A 20152-nucleotide genomic window follows, 5' to 3' on the forward strand; every position below is an offset into this window, starting at 1 on the left:
CCATTCTAATTTTATTTTTTCTTTTTCTTTTTTCCCTGCTCATCCGAAGAAAGAGGGATAAGTCCGATAGTGCTGAGTCCCAGATACCTCTCGACATCATCGTTACTCTTAATAGTGTCATCCATAAGGAATCCCAATACTACGAAAAACGCTACGATAACCGTTCCCGCAAATCCCGAAACAATCGTCCATCTAAAGACGCTCGGGCTTGCTTTTTTTGTCGGAACATTGGCCGTCTCCGCAACGTTGATGGCATCTATATCCATAACGTTTGTAATGTGTTCACTTGAAACTTCTCTGATACAGTTCGCTATCTCCATTGCCATAAGCGGATCTTCGTCCTTGGCTGTAATGGCAACGATTCTGGTATCGGACGGGGTATCAACCTTAACTACTTTTGCAAGATCCTCATAGGTTGTGTCGACAAGATTAAGCCTTTGTATCGCTTCTTCCAAAACATATCTGCTCTTTATAAGTTCCGCATAGTCCGAAGTCAGCTGCGTTGAAATCTGCACATCGGAATATGTCACCGTCTGATTTTCCTCTTTGTTAAGTATGTAAATCTTGGTAGTCGATTCAAAAACGGGATGAATAACAAACTTGCTCACAAACAGTCCTACCAGGGCAAAAAACAGTCCGGCGCTGATTATGAGAAACGCTCTTCCCAAAAGGATCGAAAAAAGTTCCCCAAGATTAATTTCAACGATGTCGTCTCTTTTATCCATCAATTACTCCAACAAACATTTTTTCATATTAAGGGAACCGTCGATTACATCCGTATTCCCTCAGATAACCTCATTATTTATGACACTCATGGGATTATCGTAAAAAATCTTTCTCCCGTATTCCTCCCCAAATTTCCTGTCTACATAGTTTCTGCAATCAAGAATATCAGGTGCTCTCTTTGCCGTATCGTGAGCATCGGTCGCAACGAAGTGTACCAGCCCCTTTTTGAGAAGCTTTTTGGTAAAAAGACCTATTCCAAAGCCGTACTTGCCCATAATACTTGATGAATTAACCTGGATGTAGCATCCCATATCACGAAGTTCTTCCACATAAGAAGGATGTGAAACCACATCACTGTATCGCTCAACATGAGCTATTATCGGCATATATCCGGCACACTGGATCCTGTACACCGCATTGTGTATTGCTTTAAAAGTATTGGTCGGATGAAACTCCACAAGTACATACTCAGAATCTGCAAGTGTTGTTATCTTGCCGGATTCAAGTTCTTCCTGAGTCTCATCGCTGTAATATATCTCATTTCCCGAGTATAGCTTGATATCTATCCCCAATTTATCAGCAGCCTGCTGCAAACGGTCTCGATAACTCCTGTTATGTGCAGGGCTCACATTGTGATGCATGGGCTTATGATGCGGCGTAAGTATAACGTGGGTTATTCCATTCTTCTCCGCTATCTTAAGCATCTCAAGGCTTGTCTCAATGTCCCTTGAGCCATCGTCTACACCGGGCATAATATGACAATGAATATCAATTGATTTTTGCATATCATTCGCTTTCAAATTATAAGTATCCGATTAAATGCAATAAAACAGGCACTTATATCATATTAAATTATACACCAACAAAATAGGCACTTTCAACATAATGTGTTGAATTATACTTTTTTTCAACATATTGAGGAGGGGCGTCAAAAGCAGGGATCGTTTGCGGGGTATGTGGGGATATATAAGCACTTTCGGCACGCTTGCGCTCTCCTCGCTTCGTAGCGGTACTAATGCCACAAAAGACGTGGCATAAGTACCGACGAGCTCAGAAGGCCGTGCAGTGCTTATATATCCCCACATACCGGTATACGTCGTGAGCTTTTGACGCGCACTCGCTCACAGGCTGATTTGGGAATTCTACAGCGGAAGATATGGCGCGAAGCGCGACATAAAGTTCAAGTAGTAAATGCTTTTCATGTTTTTAGAATTGAGCTTTTATTTCAAGCATCGTATTATATGAATTAGTTAAAATTATAGTGTATAGGAGGTATTACATGTTACCGCAGGATCCGGTTATGTTATTAAGTTATATGAATATGAAATTGAGGGATAATTACTCGAGTCTTGAGGCTCTTTGTGATGATCTTGATATAGGTAAAGAAGAGCTTGCCGAGATTATCGGCAAGCTCGAAGGTATTGGATATAAATATGATTCTGAAAGGAATCAATTCTCATAATTAGTATTTGTTTTTTATATGTTTCTTGACTTCATACGGATATTACCATATATGAATCATGGAATACAGTTTCTTTCCTTGATTCCAATATAGTTTTTCCTTGATATAAGTCAAGAAACATAGATTCTTTCCTTGACCCCAATTTGTTTTTTCCATATACGAATCAAGAAACATAGCTTTTTTCATTGACCACACTAAGTTTTTCCAATATATGAATCAAAGAGCATAGCTTTTTCCTTTGACCGCACTACACTTTTCCAATATATGAATCAACAAAAATAGCTTTTTCCTTGATTGCAATATGTTTTTCCAGAGTCAATGATTCCGTAATTCCGACAATCCCATGACTTTTTTAGGCAAAATCATTTCAAAAAGTCATACACTTTCTTTTTCTCCTATTCCAAACGCCACAAAAACGCAAAGTAAAGGACCACATCAATAGCAGAACGTTATATTTCTCATGCTTCAGTGCTTAGCGGAAGCGATAAGTTCGCCGTCTTGCACGTCGAATTCGATGGTGTCGTGAGGTTTTACTCTGTCTTCAAGTATGAGTTTTGCTGACAGGGTTTCTACGTACTTTTGGACATATCTCTTAAGAGGTCTTGCGCCGTAGATCGGATCGTATGCCTCATCGATTATGTAGTTCTGCGCCGCATCGGTTAGTCTTATCGAAATCTCACGTTCTGAGAGTCTGCTGTTAAGGTCATCAACGATAAGTTTGATGATTCCGCCGATGTTATCTTTTGTAAGAGGCTTGAACATGATAGTCTCATCAAGTCTGTTGAGGAACTCAGGTCTAAAGTGGTTTCTTAAGTCCTCCATCGTCGCTTTTTGCGCTTCTTCGCTGATATTTCCGGCGCCGTCTATTCCGTCAAGAAGATACTGGGCACCTATATTGGAAGTCATGATAAGAATCGTGTTCTTAAAGTCTACGGTTCTGCCCTGAGAATCAGTGATTCGTCCGTCGTCCAGAACCTGAAGCAGGATATTGAACACATCGGGATGTGCTTTCTCAATCTCATCAAAAAGAACTACCGCATAGGGTTTTCTTCTCACTGCTTCCGTGAGCTGACCACCCTCCTCGTAACCAACGTATCCGGGAGGAGCACCGATAAGACGTGACACGCTGTACTTCTCCATGTACTCACTCATATCGATACGGACCATGTTGTTCTCATCGTCAAAAAGCGCCTGAGCAAGACTCTTTGCAAGCTCTGTCTTTCCGACACCTGTAGGTCCGAGGAAAAGGAACGATCCTATAGGCTTTCCGGGATCTTTTATTCCCGCTTTGGATCTCATTATAGCTTCTGAAACAAGTGTTACCGCATCATCCTGTCCGATAACCCTCTGGTGGAGTTCATCCGCAAGATGAAGTGTCTTGTTTCTCTCACTCTCAGTCAGCTTATTTACAGGAATTCCCGTCCATCTGCTGATGATTCCGGCAATTTCCTCATCGGAAACTCTCTCATGAACAAGCGTTGTATCCGCTTCTTTTTGATGTGCAAGTTCCTCCGCTTCTTCAAGTTCTTTCTTAAGAGCAGGAAGCTTACCGTACTGAAGCTCTCCGGCTTTCTCGTAATCACCGTTTCTCTGTGCGATCGCAATCTCGGAATTGATTGTATCTATCTGCTCACGCATGGCGGCAAGTCTGTCAACCGCCTGCTTTTCGTTCTCCCACTGAGCCTTTCTCGTATCAAAATCTTCCTTGAGATCTGCGAGCTCTTTTTGCAAATTGGCAAGTCTCTCTGCACTAAGAGAATCATCCTCTTTCTTAAGTGCCGCTTCCTCAATCTGCATCTGCATGATCTTGCGGTTAAGTTCATCAAGCTCTGCAGGCATAGAATCCATCTCGGTCTTTATCAGAGCACACGCCTCATCCACAAGATCGATTGCCTTATCGGGAAGAAAACGGTCCGAAATATATCTGTTTGAAAGAACTGCCGCACTAACAAGTGCGCTGTCCATAATCTTTACACCGTGGAAGACTTCGTATCTCTCCTTCAATCCACGAAGAATACTGATCGTATCTTCAACAGTGGGTTCATCCACCATGACAGGCTGGAAACGCCTCTCAAGAGCCGCATCTTTTTCGATATACTGTCTATACTCATTGAGCGTTGTCGCACCGATGCAGTGAAGCTCGCCTCTTGCAAGCATGGGCTTAAGCATGTTGCCCGCATCCATTGCGCCATCAGTCTTGCCCGCGCCGACTATCAGATGAAGCTCATCGATGAAAAGAATTATCTCACCGTCAGAGCCTTTTACATCCTCAAGTACAGCTTTCAGCCTTTCCTCAAACTCACCTCTATACTTAGCTCCCGCAACAAGAGCACCCATGTCGAGTGAAAAGATTTTTTTATCCTTAAGAGCCGAAGGCACATCGCCGCTTGCAATTCTCTGCGCAAGTGCCTCAACGACCGCAGTCTTACCGACACCCGGTTCACCTATAAGAACAGGATTATTCTTGCTCTTTCTTGAAAGAATCCTTATCACGTTTCGAATCTCGGTATCACGTCCGATAACAGGATCAAGCTTTTGCTGCTTTGCCTTCTCAACAAGCTCCGTGCCGTATTTGCTGAGCGTATCGTATGTTGCCTCGGGATTGTCGGTCGTAACGTTTCTGTTACCCCTGACCTCCGACAGAACCTGAAGAAATCTGTTCCTGTCGATTCCGAACTGAGCAAAGATCTCTTTTACCTCTTTATTGGGATGCTTTAAAAGAGCCAGGAAAATATGCTCGACAGAAACGTACGAATCTCCGAGCGCCTTGGCCTCGTCCTCAGCGGATAAAAGAGCTTTATTAAGCTGCGCGCCTATATATGGCTGTCCGCCCTGCACTTTGGTTCTCTTGCCGATTCCCTGCTCAACCCTTGTGATAAAAGATGCAGTATCAACGCCCATTTTCTCCACAAGTCTTGAAATAAGGCTATCTTCTATTGTCATAAGGGCATAGAGAAGATGTTCCTGTTCTATCTCCTGATTGCCGTATTCAACCGCAATCTTCTCGCATCCGCTCACAGCCTCTATGGACTTTTGTGTAAACTTCTGGATATTCATAATTCCCTCCTCATGTAACGCACACTTACAAGGAAGTTCCGATCTTTATTCGCAAATTTCGGAACTGTTTTTCATAATTCTAGTTGTTCTACTACAACTATAACACGTTATTTTCTATTGTCAACTCCCGCGATGCCAAAAACCCGAAGATGCTGACTTCTCTGAACAACGTGATAAGAAGCATCTTCGGGTTTTATTTAAGTATGAAAATCACTGCGCAGCCGCACACAGCGCATTTCCGAATATATACCTTTGCGGCCGGGCGTACAAATTGTCAATACACTCAATGCTTGCCAAGCCACTCTTCGAGAAGGCTCAGGCTCTCCTTAAGCGCTTTCTTCGTACTCTCATTCCTTGTGGGAAATTCAAACATCTTAAGAACATATCCCTGCTCTTTTGCAAGCTCGCGGCTCTTGTCATACACAAGCTCAAACGTAAGCGCTATATGACCGATAAGGTGCTCGGCCGGCGAATTCATAATATCGCGGTTGATAGCATGGCGCTCCCTGACCTGCTCCATAACTTTCTCAGACACTCCGGACGTAAGAAGCACCTCTTCTGTGACGTTGTAAATCTCCTCCATCGGCGTTTCAACATTCACCCTAAAAATATCAACCTTATCGGCATCACGCAGAATATTGCAAAAGACAAGCGTCTTTCCCGAAATACTCTCATCCATCCTGTACTTATTGTGCTGCCTGATCACGATTTCAAGCATCTCATCCCAATCTCTGTCATCGATGTAATCAGTGATCAAGCCCTCTTCACCAAAAAGAAGATCTGCTCCAAACTCAGCATGATCTACCGACTCAGAGTCGATGAAAGTGTTATATCTTTTGACCTGCTCGAATCTTCCGATATCGTGGAGCATGCCTGAAAGCCAGGCAAATTCAACCTCCTCGTCCGTAAGTCCTATCGACTTTGCAATCTGTTCGCAGTTATCGGCAACTCTGTATGTATGCGCGATCTTAAGCGCTATCTTGGTATCTTCAGGATCGTAATTTCTTGTATATGAAGCAAACTGCTCCTTCACTCTCTGTCTGTCAATTTTCATATTTTAATATCTCTACCGTTTTGCTTTGCGAATCAATACAAACAGAAAATCTGCATATTCCTTCGCTAAACGTATCAGTACTCTATCCCTTCTCTGGCTTCAATTCCCTTGTCATAAGGATGACGGATTTTTTCCATATAAGTTATATAATCCGCCCTGTCCGCAAGGAGCTCGTCAGCATTTCTTCCCGTCATAACAATCTCCATGCCTGACGGCTTATTATCTATCAGCTCTTCAAGCCTCTTTTTATCAATAACTCCGTAGTTGTACGGGTAAGTAATCTCGTCCATTATAAGAACATCGCATTCTCCCGCCTGAATAAGTTCCGAGATTTTTTCAAGGATTTCATTATGCACAACGCGAAAAGCCTCGCACTGCTCGTCATCATCGCGGTGCAACCATCCAAGTTCCTTGTCGCTTCTGACAATCGTAATTCCCGGAATAAGCGAAAGGCTGTTTAACTCGGAAGTCTGTCTTCCTTTCATGAATTGTGAAAAGACAACCTTCCTGCCCGCGCCTGCTGCCCTCACGGCAAGTCCGATTGCAGCGGTAGTCTTACCTTTTCCTTCTCCGGTATAAAGATGGATAAGCCCCTTCTTACGCTTAGTCCCTGACTTTGAAGTACTCTTTTTCTTCTGCGGCTCTTTCCTCATAGGACAACTCACCGCACTGCAACTCGCGCAGTCAGAATGCTTCTCGGTTCTCTCCTTATGTAGCTTTGCCGAGAACACAACACTCTTTTTCGGAACAAGAACAAAAGACTCATTGCACTTTACAATCTTCTGCCCAAGCTTAGCCATAACCGCCGCAAGATCTTCAAGCGGCATCTTGTCGCTTCCGGCAAAAACGTAGCTTCCTACATATAGCCCCGTCTCTTCAAATATCTTTTTGTCAACTTCTTCATATGCAAGTGACAACATTTCAGTTCCGAGGCAGTCTATTATGAAGGCTTTCTGTATCTCGCCTCTTTGCAAAAAACTGTCCTGAAAGCTGTCAAACGCATCTCCGAGCGTCACGACAACATAGACGGTATCACCCTCGATCACATGATGAAAGCTTGCATGAACTCTTGGGTGAAGCTGCCTGTAGAGCATCACGATATCTTTTTTCTCACTTGCTTTAAAATGGTAGCGCTTGATGAAGTTCTTAATCCCACTCTCATCAAGAGCTACCGATAATGGTTCAAAAGTCATATAACTCCATTACAACTATTTACAGGTTCAGAATAAAATTACAACTATTTGCACCTTTTTACAACTCTTTACAGTTTTATGTTATTTCTTATCATCCTCACTGTCATCGTAGAAGATCTGCTCTTTGCCTTCGATTCTCTTAGAAAGTTTCCTTGCGATACGCCTGAATATCTTAGGTACCTTCTTGCTACCACATATAGTGGCAATAACAAGAAGCGCGATAAATACAAGTCCGATTATGATCGCCGCGATAACCATGTACTTATACTTAGACACCGCAAGTCCCGCCTTGGGGAATTTAACTTTCAAAGTAAACTCATTGCCTTCGATATCGTATGTGCTGTATTCTCCCATCTCGCCTGTCTTTGTAAGGAGCTGTTCTTCCTCGCCGTTTACGAGGTAAACCTCGAAACTACCAAGCGCGTCATTTATCTTGTATAAAGGCTTATATCTAACTGTGTGAACAGTCTCTCCGTCATCGGGAACGGTGACTTTGAGCGTTGTATAATTCTTAAGAGTTTCCGCATCATAGTCTTTTGCCGAGGTGAATTTTTTTACGTCAAAAGAGTCATTTCTTTCAACCACAAGTTTATCCTCAGCCTTAAACTTACCGTCAACGAGAAGCTCACTCTGATAAGCCTCGCCGTCGTCATGCTCTTTATCTTCTTCAGCAATTGTTGTCCTGTATCTGCAATACTTTGCGGTTATGATCTGGTCCGAAGTAGCCGAATCTATCGACGATTTATCCCATGTCACATAATATCCGTCCTTGGGTTCAACAATCGGATATCCCTGTTCATCAAGCTTATCGCCGTACTTCCTGTTGCTCTTTTTGACAATTGTCTTTCCGTCACCGTTTTCATCATCGTCAAGTTCGTAAGTAACCGTAAGATCCGCAAAATCAGTCGGAAGATCCTTGCTATCATGCGGCACAGGCTCTGCCTTTAACGAATAGCTCACTCTGTCAATTCCCGCAAGTCTATCGCTTACAAAGTAGTTGCCCCTGACTTCACCCTCATCGCTCACGTGTCCCGCGATCGCACCATACCAGCTGTCAGCGTCCTTGATATCGACCAAAGCCCTGCAATCCCTGATATTGGCACCGTCGCCCACTATACCGCCAACATAGGACATTCCGTCAAGTATTCCTTTTGAACTCGAACTTACAATGTAGGATAAAGAACTTCCGCATACGCCTCCGACATACTCACCGGAATTGGACTTCATATTTCCGTAGTTTGCACAGTTTATGATGGTTCCCATCTCCTGAAGTCCGCAGATACCGCCTATATAGCTCTTTTCACCTTCCGCGGTATTGTAGTTCTTATTGTCGCGCAGAACGCATTTGGAGATAAAAGAGGTGTTGAGCTTTGCATCCTTAATTCCCGTAATATCGCTCTCTGCATCAAAGTCATATTCTATCGCCATCGTGCCCGCAATTCCCGATGTGTCGATGTCGCCGTAGGCCTCACCGTAGTTGATGCATCCGTCTATCGTCGCATCCGTGCAGATAAGAGCCTCCTCCAAAGATACATCCTCAAATGTATTCGAATAATCTTTTTCCAGAACACCGTCAATCGCATCCGCATACAGGTTCATTATCACATTGAACTGATCCGCCACAGACTGAAGGTCGTCGACGATAACTCCCGTCGCGTTGTTCATCTCGTTATTAAGAAGCCCGAAGTTGTCGTTCATCCCCTGCATATTGTTGGCAAGTGACACCGTGTGCGCCTTATACTCTGCGCTGAACCGGGGAAAAGAAATCTCTCCTCTTCCCGCGATATTCCTAACAATTCCTTTTGCCTGATCTCCGGCTTCTTCCAGATGATCCGTCGCCTCTTCCAAAGAACTCATGGCGTCAAGAGCATCACCTCTTGCCTCTTCCGCCATAAGGCGAATGTACTTCTTTGTCAAACTTTCAATTTCTGCTTTCGCATCCGCAAGATCTCTTGTGTAAAAGAAACTTCCTTCCCCGCCGTCCACGCCGCTCTGATAATGATTCTGGGCATATTTATCAGCTTGCACCGTTGCATAGTTTGAAGCATCTTTTGCCAAACTTATATCACTCTCATCCTCTTTATCCGGAAACGCCCTGCCATCGGATAAATGTGTCCAATCTCCGGGAACATTATATGATTCAACAAGTTTGGTATCCGAATCTGTGAGAGGAGAATACGATCCAAACGTTCCGCTATAATCAAGATCCGAAGCATTCGGATAAAGAGCTGCTGCAGGCGTCGACGGATTCTTTGCATCTGCAATAAATTTATTGTAATAAGCTTTATAAGCAGGTTCACTTAAGATTGCATACTGACTCGCAATACTCTCAAGTGTTTCCTTGGCCTTTTCATATTTCTTTTTATCCTCTTCCGACATATACTGTTCATAATCAAGATCCTTCACCGTTTCTTTAAGACTTGATACCGCATCGGAAGTATGCTCTATCGCATCATCGGCATTATCAAGAAGTCCGTCATCCTTTGCAGACTCTTCAATAATATACTGAACTCTCGAAAAAGCTTCCGACGTTGCGCCTGATACGCCGTTTGCAAAATCAGTCGTTTCATTCGAAATAAACCTAACGTCCTCAATGGCTCCCGCCGTATACTCCTGAATCACATTAAGCCTGTTCGTGATAGTATTCGACTGATATTTGACGTCCTTCAAGGTCTTTGTAACTTTGTTATGGAGATCGTTTATCGCTATGTTGAGCTGGTATGCGACATCTCTGCTAAGGTCAACCGTTACATACGGCTCAGCCTGTCCCACAATTCCGCCGACATCTTTTCTTCCGCGGATAACGCCGTTATTTATGCAGCTCGACACATATCCCGACTGCCTACCGACAATTCCTCCCACGTTGTAGCCGACGTGCTTGTAACCTACCTGCCCTTTATTTGTGCACCCCGATATGATGCCGATGGAAGTTCCCGCAATTCCGCCGATATCCACGCTTGTTATATCAGCACTTGCTTCATCACTGCCTTTATCACCGTTCTTTATTATATTAAGAACTTTATTAAGCGTATTCATGCTGTCTATGGTAATCTGCGAATCTACATTCGTCGTATTTACCGCACTTTCATTGACACAGCCCGATATATTTCCCATGTTCTCGCCCGCTATTCCGCCGGTAAAATGAACACCTTTTATATATCCTTTAGCCGTGCAATCCTTTATGTTTCCCTCAAGCTCGTTTTTGCCCGCAATTCCGCCGACATAATCATCGCCCGAAACAACTCCTTCGTATGACAGCTTGCTCAAAAGCCCGTGATTGTCCGCAACGATTCCGCCTATGATAACCTGTTTTCCCGTCGGAACTATGGTTCCTTTCACGTTCAGATTCCTAATAATACCTGTTTTTTGAACATTGGAAAAAAGAGCCACGTAGGACATGTCACTCTTTATGGAAAGATCGCTTATCGTATGTCCGCAGCCATCAAATTCTCCGCCAAAAGTCGGCACTCCCGCAAAAGAAGTGTTTGCAAGCGAGATGTCTTTGGATAAGACCACTCTTTTGTTTACAGACCATGTATCAAGTCTGCAACTTTCCGCAAACTTAAGAAATTCTTCAGCGCTTCCAATCGTGATTTCCTCGATATCGTCAGGAATAAGCGAATCGATATCATCCTTTATATCCGCATCAACATCTTTTTGTTCTTCCAAAGCCCCTGTCTGCGTGCCTGTCGTAATCGTTTCCTGCCCGTCATTTCCTGTTTCTCCGTAAACACAGACAGCAGAATTGATAAAAAGAACTATTCCCGGAAGAAGCATGCACACTCTTTTTTTCATATCAGATGTCCTCCCCTTCCGTGTAATAGAATTCAATATCTTCCGCATCAATCGGTTCATCCTCCATCGGAGTGATATCGCCGTTTTCGATATATGCACTGACATCGCCCTTTACAACGGCGTGAATGACACCTGTCACATTACCTTCAACGCGGCCTCTGATAAATCCGTCAATACGCATGGTTCCTGTTCTTTGCTTGAGCCTGAGCGGCATATTCATAACAAACGCCGTGAGCTCGATTACTCTGTCGCCCACAAGAAGTATCTGCGGAAGAACAAACATAGTGACAATAATGGAAATAATAGTTCCGCGACCAAGACATTTTCCGATACCGTATATCGCGCAGTCCGACGTCATATTTCCTATAAGTGTTCCCGCAACGGCAAGCATTGTTCCCGAAGTGATGATTGTTGGAAATGAAAGATTCATTGTATCGATGATCGCATCTCTTTTGCCCATGCTCTCTCTAAGCTCTGTGTACCTGCCTGCAATAACGATGGCATAGTCGATATTCGCACCCATCTGAATGGAGCTTACTATCAGGTATCCGAGGAAAAAGAGATTGTCATGCCGGATGGCAGGTATCGAGAAGTTGATCCAGATACATCCCTGAATGACCGCAATAAGTAAAACCGGCATACCTGCTGATTTGAATGTGAAAAGAAGTACCACAAGAACCGCAAGTATCGAAATAACTCCGGTCACCGTGTTATCCCTTGAAAAGCACTTCTTAAGATCGTACTGGCTGACAGATTCTCCCACCACATAGATCTTGCTCGCTGCGTAATATTTCTCCGTTATTCTGTGAAGCTTTTCTATAAAATCAAAAGTCTCATCCGACTCCTGAGGAAGATCCACATAAATAAGTATTCTTGAATATTCGTCGCTCTCAAGCTGTTTCTTTGCAAAGTTCATCATCCTGTTTGCATCTTCGAGCTTTTTCATCAGCTCGTCATCAAGAGTGACGTAGCCCTCTTTGATTTCTTTATAAACAAACATGAACATGTCGATCAGCGGCACCTTGTAATTGGCAAGACCGTTGACCGCCTTGGCATAGTCCTCGTCATTGACGGCGTATGCGGCGTAGACAAGCTCAGCCACCTCGTAGTCGATATTTAAAAGTTCCGAAAACTGCCTCGGTGTAAGCTTCTCCGTCAATGTATAACCGTTCATCGCCTCAGTATTTGCAAGACCTGTAACAGACGTAACATCATCCTCCAAGAGGATCTCATCGATCAGTCTCTTTTCCCTGTCATAATCACCTGCCGGAAAAACAAGAGCCATCATGTTATCCGACGCAAAATTCTCCTTCTGGATATTCTCTGCCCTCTGAACAGCGTTGGTAAGGGGAGGCGTAATCTGTGAATAGCCGTATACATACGGGGTTTTTGCAGAAACCCTGTTTGCAACAATTATCAGCACAACGAAGAGCGGCGCAATGATATATCTTGTTTTGTAAGCAAACATGCCCACAAAAGGAATCTGCGGGATGAAATTTTTGTGCTTAGTCTTTTCAAGAAGTCCCGCAAATACCATGATAATTCCGGGCATCAAAAGAAATACCGACAACAGACTCAGGATAATTGCCTTGATAAGTACAATACCCATATCCGCGCCGATTCCAAACTGCATGAACAGCATGGCAACAAGGCCTCCAATCGTAGTCAGAGAACTTCCCGTTATCTCGGGAATTGATTTGGAGAGCGCCACGATACACGCTTCTCTGGGCTCAAGCGTCATATGCTCTTCTTTGTATCTGTTTAGGAAAATGACCGCATAGTCGACTGACAGTGCAAGCTGAAGAACTATCGTAACCGAATTGGAGACAAAAGAAATTGTGCCAAGAAGGAAGTTCGTGCCCATCTGAACAAGCGCCGCACTTCCGAATGTAAGAAGGAGTATCGGAACCTCGGCATACGCCTGCGATGTAAGCACAAGTACCAATACAACGACAATAACTACGATAACCGAGATGACATTCATCTCCTGATCTATAAGTTCAGACTGCGTATCGCCTAGCGTCGTGGTCAGGTAATAATCGTACGGTTCAAAATACTCTTTTACCGTATCAAGTAGCTCAAGGCATTTATCATTGGTCTCATCATAATCAAAGGTAATATTAAAGAGCGCAGAGCCGTTGGCATAGTGCTCATCCGAATCATCAATTTCCGCCGAAAAAACTCCCGATATCTTCTCAACATCCTCCTGTATCAGAAGTGCCTGGTCATATGATATATTCGCAACCATCACTTTAGCGGAGCCGTAAGTCGTAAACTGCTCCTCCATAAGTTCAAGTCCCCTATATGTCTCTGAAGTTTTCGGAAGATACTTGGGAAGCTTATTCTCTACACCTACCCAGCCCCTCGATATCACAGAAAATATGCACACGATCGCATATATCAAGAAAAAAAGATTACGCTTATCCACGATAAACGTACAGATCTTAAGCATAAAGCTGTTTCCGGCCTTTTCATTACTACTCATTTTCGCCCCCTCAAAAATTCCTTCATAATGAATATCCACGCATCACTGCTCGTTATTTAATTTATATATACACTATATATTGTACACCACTGAGTGAGCATTAACAACCAAGGCCTTTGCCACCACAGTTTCGGGGATAGCAGCCCTTGGGGAGCGTTTTTTGTATCATATGGAATTTCTCCAAAATTCCATATGATACAAAAAGGCATACCGCGGTATCGCGATATGCCTTTTGATCACTTTTTGCAGTAATCTTCCCATCCGGATTCTTCTTTGATTCTGAGGACGTCGGTGGAAGGTTTGAACTCGTATTCGTAAGTGTCGCCACCTTCTGTGGTTATTTTGCCATCGGCCCAGGTTATCTTTACTGTATCCTGGAGGGTAAGGCTTCCTGTTCCGTCTTCATTAAATGTAACGGAAAAGATCTGCTTTACTTCTTGGCCGTCGATTTCCTCTGTATATTCTCTCGAATAAATACCTACAGGTTTGTCGCTCACAACATTGTCACTTCCCGGAGCGCCGTTTCTCTCTTTGGTAGCAGCCTTTGATGAACTGTCATCTGCTGATTTTGCTGCAGAAGAAGTATCTTTTGCCGCTGAATTGTTTGCTCCAGTGCTGATATCCTCTTCATCTGCAAACATACTTGCAAGTGCATCAGCTGTGTCTGAATCCGAATTTGAATTGTTAAAAGAACACCCGGTAAACACTAACGCGAGTGCTAAAATACTGATAATCCTTTTTTTCATCTCCTCAATTCCTTTCTTAATCAAGCAAAAACCATTATGTTAATCGGAATGTAATCATCATAACATATATTTCTATGTGTAATTTACGAGTGTTCTCTTCAAAATTAGTTTGCCATTTCGCTCTCTGTAGCGTCGGCATTATCTACACTACCTATTGTGATAGTGTTATCTTCTTTGGAAAAGCCGCTTTCTCCGCCTGTTCTGATAGTCTCAAGCGCAGCTTCTTTTTCCGCATCAGATTCTGCATTTTTGGATGAACATCCGGTCATTACCATAGCAAGTGCCAAAATGCAAATAAGCTTCTTTTTCATCTACTCGTTTCCTTTCAGAATGTTAATTTTGTCATAACCCATAATACCCCATCCTTTTGGAAGCGACAACAAAGTTTATTAGCATTTTTTTAACATATTGTGTTCATTTTGTACTAAATCAAAATTGCGCATATCTGCAGTACAAAATTCCCTCAGCTTCATCGCCATTCTTGATTGCCCTGATATATACCTTATCCTTCAGATCAGGCTTATCTGCTTCTTTTTCACCTATCACACCCTCGGGATAAATAATATATTCAAAGTCATAATTATCATATTCGCAAAGATACGAACCATCTTCATTTTTGGTGATCTTATCAGGCCAAACCTGAGGATAACCTTCTCCGCCTCCGATCATTCCTCCATAGCTAAAATACATATCACCATACGTCTTTGCATTTTCCTTTTCAGCTTCTGAATTTTCTATCTTTCTATAAACTCCTGCAAACTCAACCAAATCGCCATTCTCTATCGGATCGTCTCCGGGCTTTTTAGTATATTCCTGCCAGCCGTCAACCTCTTTTACTTTCAGGATATTCCCTTCAAGTTTATATTCATGAGATTCAAAGCCTTCCTCTGTCGGAACTTCCCAATATATATTTTTATCATCCCATGTAATCCTAAAATCATCCATACAACGCACAAGACCTGTTCCATCTTCACGTAGCGAATATATGAATTCCTGCTCTAATTCTCCCTCTTTGCTTATTCTGCTATATACGCCGTAAGGTTCGCTTGATATGCTGTTTTCTTCGGAAGAACTTTCTCCTGTCACATCGGTACTTGCAATAGCAGAAGCCTCTGCAGTTCCCATAACATCATCAGATGCCGCATCCTTTCCGGCCATGCACCCTGTCAACACAAGCACCATGGACATGCAAGCAACAATCTGTTTTTTCATACAAAACTCCCTTCTATATAAAAATCTCTCTCTTCATCAATCCTCTGTTAATATTTATTCCCCCATTATAACTATACGTCGCCGTTTTTCCAAGTTAAGCAAAGGACGTTTTCCCGTATGTGCAAGCGTTTTTTGCCTGTTTGAAGCATATAGTGTAGAATATACGGGAACCAAAAATCGAATTCAATTGATCATGGAGACAATACAAGATGGTAATAAAGAATGTAAACCTCGAAACAGTATGCGGTATCACAAGTACTCTTCCGGACAATCCGTACCCCGAATTTGCCTTTGCGGGAAAAAGTAATGTCGGCAAGAGCTCACTTATAAACGGCATAATGAATAGAAAAAATTATGCGAGAACTTCACAGGAACCGGGTAAAACCCAGACAATAAACTACTACAACATAAACAACGAGTTCTATCTCGTAGACCTTCCGGGCTACGGCTTTGCGCGCGTTCCCGAAAAAGTAAAGGAGCAGTGGGGAAAGATGGTAGAGAACTATCTTCACACTTCCAAACAGCTCCTTCGAGTTTTTCTTTTGATAGATATAAGGCATGAGCCCTCTGCAAACGACGTTCAGATGTACAAATGGATCGTGCATCAGGGATTCCAGCCTGTCATAATCGCAACCAAATCCGACAAGATCAAGAAGAGCCAGCATGAAAAGCACCTGAACATGCTCAGAAACGGACTCGGTCTTCCGGATGATGTAAGGATTTTCCCTTACTCAGCACTAAGCAAGGACGGCCGCGACGATATTTATGATTTCATGGATGAACTCTTAGCCGAAGCAAAAGAATCATCACTTTAATCTGATCATTACAAAGCTCTGTGCCTTCAGCACAATCTTTGAACCACTGCGTTCTATCCTGCCGATTGAATAGACTTCTTCATAGTCGCCGCTTTCTATCGCGGGATAGTCCGCTGTATATTCAATATCTTTTTCACCGGGATTAACCATAATCACAAGACTGCCTCTCTTATAAACAAAAGGCTTATCTTTTCCGCTGCACAAAACTTCAAACGAAGCATCTGCGCAAAGCTCTTTTTCTTTTCCCCTGATCGCAAGAATTTCTTTTACAACATTATATAAAGAAGTCTTATCATTCTGCTGCCCCGTAACACTCGGACCGTTTTCATCAACGGGAAGATAGAGCTTATCCTTGGATGCGGCGGAAAATCCCATATTAACAGCACCTCCGTCCCACTGCATGGGAGTCCTGCTGCCCGTTCTGGTATATCCGCCTTCTTTAGTCGGAAGGTTCTCAATATATTTCATGCCTATCTCATCACCGTAATAGATAAACGGAACTCCGGGAAGAGTAAAAATCGTAGCATAAGCAATCTTAAGCTCTGTCTCGTCCAGTGTCCTTGCAGGTCTTGGCGTATCGTGATTGCAGGTCATAAAGCATATGTACCCCGCATCTTTTGTCTTTTCATATTTTGGAATGTAGTCACTAAGAAAAGCCGTGGCATCGCTGTCACCGTCTTTTTTGAAATAGCTTCTGTCCCTGCCTTCGGTGTTCTTCCTGTCTTCCGCAATCGGAAATACATGGTACTTCTCAAGTGTCTCGTAGTCACGGAAAAGTCTGTTATATCCGTTTCCCGCATGATCAAGATAAAAGTCCATGTGGAATCCGGCGTCCGCCAAAGAAAGTTCGGGGTTAGACCACTCAGAAACCATCGCAGCTTCGGGGTATTCTTTATCAAGCATTGCTCTTACTTTCTTCCAAAGCGAGCACGTGCATGACTTTCTGTCATCATCGTCTTTTACAAGAGAATCAGCCATATCCACTCTAAAGCCGTCGCATCCCATATCAAGCCAGAATCTCATAACATCCATCATAAGTTCCAGCGTTTTTTGCGGTTCGGGATCTTTGTAAGACATTTGCCAGCTCTCGGTCGGAGCGGCAAAACCATAATTGAGAGCGGGCTGCGACTTAAAGAAATTCAGCATGTACACGCCGTTTCTGTCACATTCCCCGCTTATGTAAGGATGGCCGCCAATACCTGACAGCCAGTATTCAGTCCAGATATATCTGTCGGAATGCTCGTTTTTCTTGGGCACTCCGTCTACAACGGGAATTGCTTTCCCGCTTTCTTTAAACCACTCATGTTCTTCGGATGTATGGCCCGGAACGAGATCTAAAAGTACGCGAATGCCCTTACTGTGAGCCGTCTCAAAAAGGCGCTTTGCATCCTCGTTAGTTCCGTATCTTGAAGCCACTTTTTTGTAATCTCTCACATCGTAGCCCGCATCCTTGAACGGAGAGTCGTACCACGGATTGATCCAGAGCGCATTTGCCCCAAGGTCCTTGATATAATCAAGTTTCTCTATGATCCCCCCAATATCTCCTATTCCGTCATCGTTGGTATCATAAAAGCTCTGCGGATAGATCTCGTAAAATACTGCATTCTTAAGCCAATCAGGCATTGCTTATATCCTACCTTTCCGTCTCCTTCTCTTATCCTCATACATCAAGGTATCTGCTCTGCTTATGTATTCATCCAAAGACACTTTGCCCTTGCCTTCCGTCACAACATATCCAAAACTAAGCGAAAGATCTACAGGAAGCTCTATCTTTCTGGAATCTCTTACTAAGTTTTCTCTTATCTCAACGATGCAATCCCTTACGATCTCATCACTCATGAATTTATCTATTATAAGGAACTCGTCACCGCCAAGTCTGAAGCACATTCCCTCGGGAGTAACATGCTCTTTTAACTCGTTGGAAGCACATATTATGGCCTTGTCACCAACCTCGTGGCCATAGGTATCATTCAGGTACTTAAGCATATCAAGATCGGAATAAAGAATGAGCATCGGCTTTCCTTCTTTGTGTCCGTCAGCGATAAGCTTCTCTGCGTATTCTCCAAATCCAAGTCTGTTGTAGAGGCCTGTAAGAGCATCTTTTACAGATAAATCCGAAAGTTTCTCGTTCGCCCTTGCAAGACATTCTTTCTGGTAAAGAATCTCCATTCCCGATAAGAACGTATTTATAAGGTCAAACAGGAATTGCTGTTCCATAAGGTATATAGGATTCTTCATGGCAAGGTAACCTGCACTCTTTTCCCTGAAATGAATCGGGATAAAAAGATAGCAATCGCCTTTTCCTCTGCCTTCAAAAGTCGGGAAAATATTTTTTATACAATCTTCGTTGATATAAGCCGTATCAAATATCCATTCTTCCTCGGCAGTCTCAAACTGCGCCCAGAACTTGGGTTCCAAAACCATTATGATGTCTTCGCACCTGGATACTTTAACAACATCACGGATAACATCGACCATTTCCTTCATGCTGTCCGCATGAGTAATCCTTGAAGAAAGCTTTAATAAGTCGTTTGCAAACTCCACGCTGCTCTCGTTCCACAGGATATTGCCCTTCATCTGTGCACGGCTGTCAACAACAATATCAGACTCGCAGTCACAGCTGTCCCAATAAATATTTGTGGACTTAATATAATTCTCCTGATTGACAGGCTTTCCGTCCCATATATCCATGAATAGCTGTATTGCCATCTCTCCGGCATCTTCTCTCTTATAACTTACAGTAGAGATCCTCGGAGTATAGAATCTTGCTTTATCAAAATCATCAAATCCAGTTATATAAAAATCTTCGGGACACTTAATTCCTGCTTCTTCCGCCTCGGCGAGCACACCGACCGCAAGGTTGTCGTTGACACATATTACCGCATCGGGCATCTTCTTTTTTGCCCCATACAATTTCCTAAATATATCTCTGCCGTCCTTAATATCAAAACCACTGAATTCAAGAACATAATCTTTGTTCTTTTTAAGGCCGTTCTCTTTTGCGAAGTCAACAAGTGCCTTGGCGCGCATCTGGCTCTCGTAATTTCCCTCGGGTCCCATTGCAAACCAAAAGCTCTTACAATTTTTCTCGTTATATAAAAAGCTTATGTTATCATACATGCACTGATAATTGTTTACGCCAACCAAATAGAAGCCATCTTCCTTTGAATTTATAAGTATGGCCGGAACTTTGGATTCCCTGACTCTTTCAATAACTTCGTCCCTAACAGCGGGAATCTCTGTGTTATTAAGCTCAACAATTACTCCGTCAAAATCACAAAAATCAGGGAGACCAAATATATAATGTTCTCCCTGATTGTACAGCTCATCTGTGCTCCAATTGGCATAAGCGTTAAATACATATAAGTTTATATCTGCATCCGCTTCCTTAATCTTGCTGAGGATTCCACTTATCCATGCGTTAGTGATGTATCGTCCCCAGCTTTCCATTACCAGAGCAACCTTCTTCATAAGCCCTTATTCTCCTAAATATCAAAATGCCACTTCGTAGACAAATGTACTTTTTGCCGACACACTTAGTATAACACACATCGTTAACATTTATAAATAGGGCAAATTCATTCTTTATGCTTTTTTAAGGCAAATT

General features: G+C 43.0%; 14 protein-coding genes. 2 read left to right on the forward strand and 12 right to left on the reverse strand.

Features of this window, described 5'->3' with window-relative positions:
* Positions 1-11: 11 nt before the first annotated feature.
* Both BM398_RS07580 and BM398_RS07585 read right to left on the reverse strand, forming a co-directional pair.
* Complete coding sequence (locus BM398_RS07580; RefSeq protein WP_026656839.1) at positions 12-725, reverse strand: YveK family protein; 714 nt, start codon at positions 723-725, stop codon at positions 12-14.
* A 60-nt stretch (positions 726-785) separates the two neighbouring features.
* Positions 786-1511: a CpsB/CapC family capsule biosynthesis tyrosine phosphatase gene (locus BM398_RS07585; protein WP_139233794.1), complete on the reverse strand. Its 726-nt coding sequence runs from the start codon at positions 1509-1511 to the stop codon at positions 786-788.
* Positions 1512-2005: 494 nt separating this feature from the next.
* Between BM398_RS07585 and BM398_RS07590 the strand changes: the two genes are divergently transcribed.
* Positions 2006-2188, forward strand: a complete 183-nt coding sequence (locus BM398_RS07590) for a DUF4250 domain-containing protein (protein ID WP_092337144.1) — start codon at positions 2006-2008, stop codon at positions 2186-2188.
* 465 nt (positions 2189-2653) lie between these two features.
* Here BM398_RS07590 and clpB read toward each other — a convergent pair whose 3' ends face one another.
* The 8 genes from clpB to BM398_RS07630 all read right to left on the reverse strand — a co-directional run bounded on the left by clpB (position 2654) and on the right by BM398_RS07630 (position 15730).
* Positions 2654-5245: an ATP-dependent chaperone ClpB gene (gene clpB / locus BM398_RS07595; RefSeq protein WP_092337145.1), complete on the reverse strand. Its 2592-nt coding sequence runs from the start codon at positions 5243-5245 to the stop codon at positions 2654-2656.
* 283 nt (positions 5246-5528) lie between these two features.
* The gene (locus BM398_RS07600) at positions 5529-6299 is read right to left on the reverse strand and encodes an HD domain-containing protein (RefSeq protein WP_092337146.1); all 771 of its coding nucleotides are present in this window, start codon (positions 6297-6299) and stop codon (positions 5529-5531) included.
* Positions 6300-6373: 74 nt separating this feature from the next.
* Positions 6374-7492, reverse strand: coding sequence for a cob(I)yrinic acid a,c-diamide adenosyltransferase (locus tag BM398_RS17405; protein ID WP_242949779.1), 1119 nt, complete (start codon positions 7490-7492; stop codon positions 6374-6376).
* 81 nt (positions 7493-7573) lie between these two features.
* On the reverse strand, positions 7574-11287 hold the full coding sequence (locus BM398_RS07610; RefSeq protein WP_092337147.1) for a GLUG motif-containing protein: 3714 nt from the start codon (positions 11285-11287) through the stop codon (positions 7574-7576).
* A 1-nt stretch (position 11288) separates the two neighbouring features.
* Positions 11289-13772: an efflux RND transporter permease subunit gene (locus BM398_RS07615; protein ID WP_092337148.1), complete on the reverse strand. Its 2484-nt coding sequence runs from the start codon at positions 13770-13772 to the stop codon at positions 11289-11291.
* A 236-nt stretch (positions 13773-14008) separates the two neighbouring features.
* A complete protein-coding gene (locus tag BM398_RS07620) occupies positions 14009-14518 on the reverse strand; it encodes a hypothetical protein (RefSeq protein ID WP_092337149.1) in 510 nt (169 codons plus the stop codon).
* Positions 14519-14622: 104 nt separating this feature from the next.
* On the reverse strand, positions 14623-14829 hold the full coding sequence (locus BM398_RS07625) for a hypothetical protein (RefSeq protein WP_092337150.1): 207 nt from the start codon (positions 14827-14829) through the stop codon (positions 14623-14625).
* Positions 14830-14947: 118 nt separating this feature from the next.
* Positions 14948-15730, reverse strand: a complete 783-nt coding sequence (locus tag BM398_RS07630) for a hypothetical protein (RefSeq protein ID WP_092337151.1) — start codon at positions 15728-15730, stop codon at positions 14948-14950.
* 209 nt (positions 15731-15939) lie between these two features.
* On the opposite strand from BM398_RS07630, the gene yihA reads away from it, so the two are divergent.
* The gene (yihA, locus tag BM398_RS07635; protein WP_026656825.1) at positions 15940-16545 is read left to right on the forward strand and encodes a ribosome biogenesis GTP-binding protein YihA/YsxC; all 606 of its coding nucleotides are present in this window, start codon (positions 15940-15942) and stop codon (positions 16543-16545) included.
* On the opposite strand, the gene BM398_RS07640 is transcribed toward yihA, so the two are convergent.
* Positions 16537-18168, reverse strand: coding sequence for an alpha-amylase family glycosyl hydrolase (locus BM398_RS07640; RefSeq protein ID WP_092337152.1), 1632 nt, complete (start codon positions 18166-18168; stop codon positions 16537-16539). The genes yihA and BM398_RS07640 overlap by 9 nt on opposite strands.
* A 3-nt stretch (positions 18169-18171) precedes the next feature.
* Positions 18172-20016 (reverse strand): diguanylate cyclase domain-containing protein, encoded by a 1845-nt coding sequence (locus BM398_RS07645; protein WP_092337153.1) that lies wholly within the window; start codon positions 20014-20016, stop codon positions 18172-18174.
* Positions 20017-20152 lie beyond the last annotated feature (136 nt).

Source organism: Butyrivibrio sp. M55 (genome assembly GCF_900116865.1).
Lineage (GTDB): Bacteria > Bacillota > Clostridia > Lachnospirales > Lachnospiraceae > Butyrivibrio.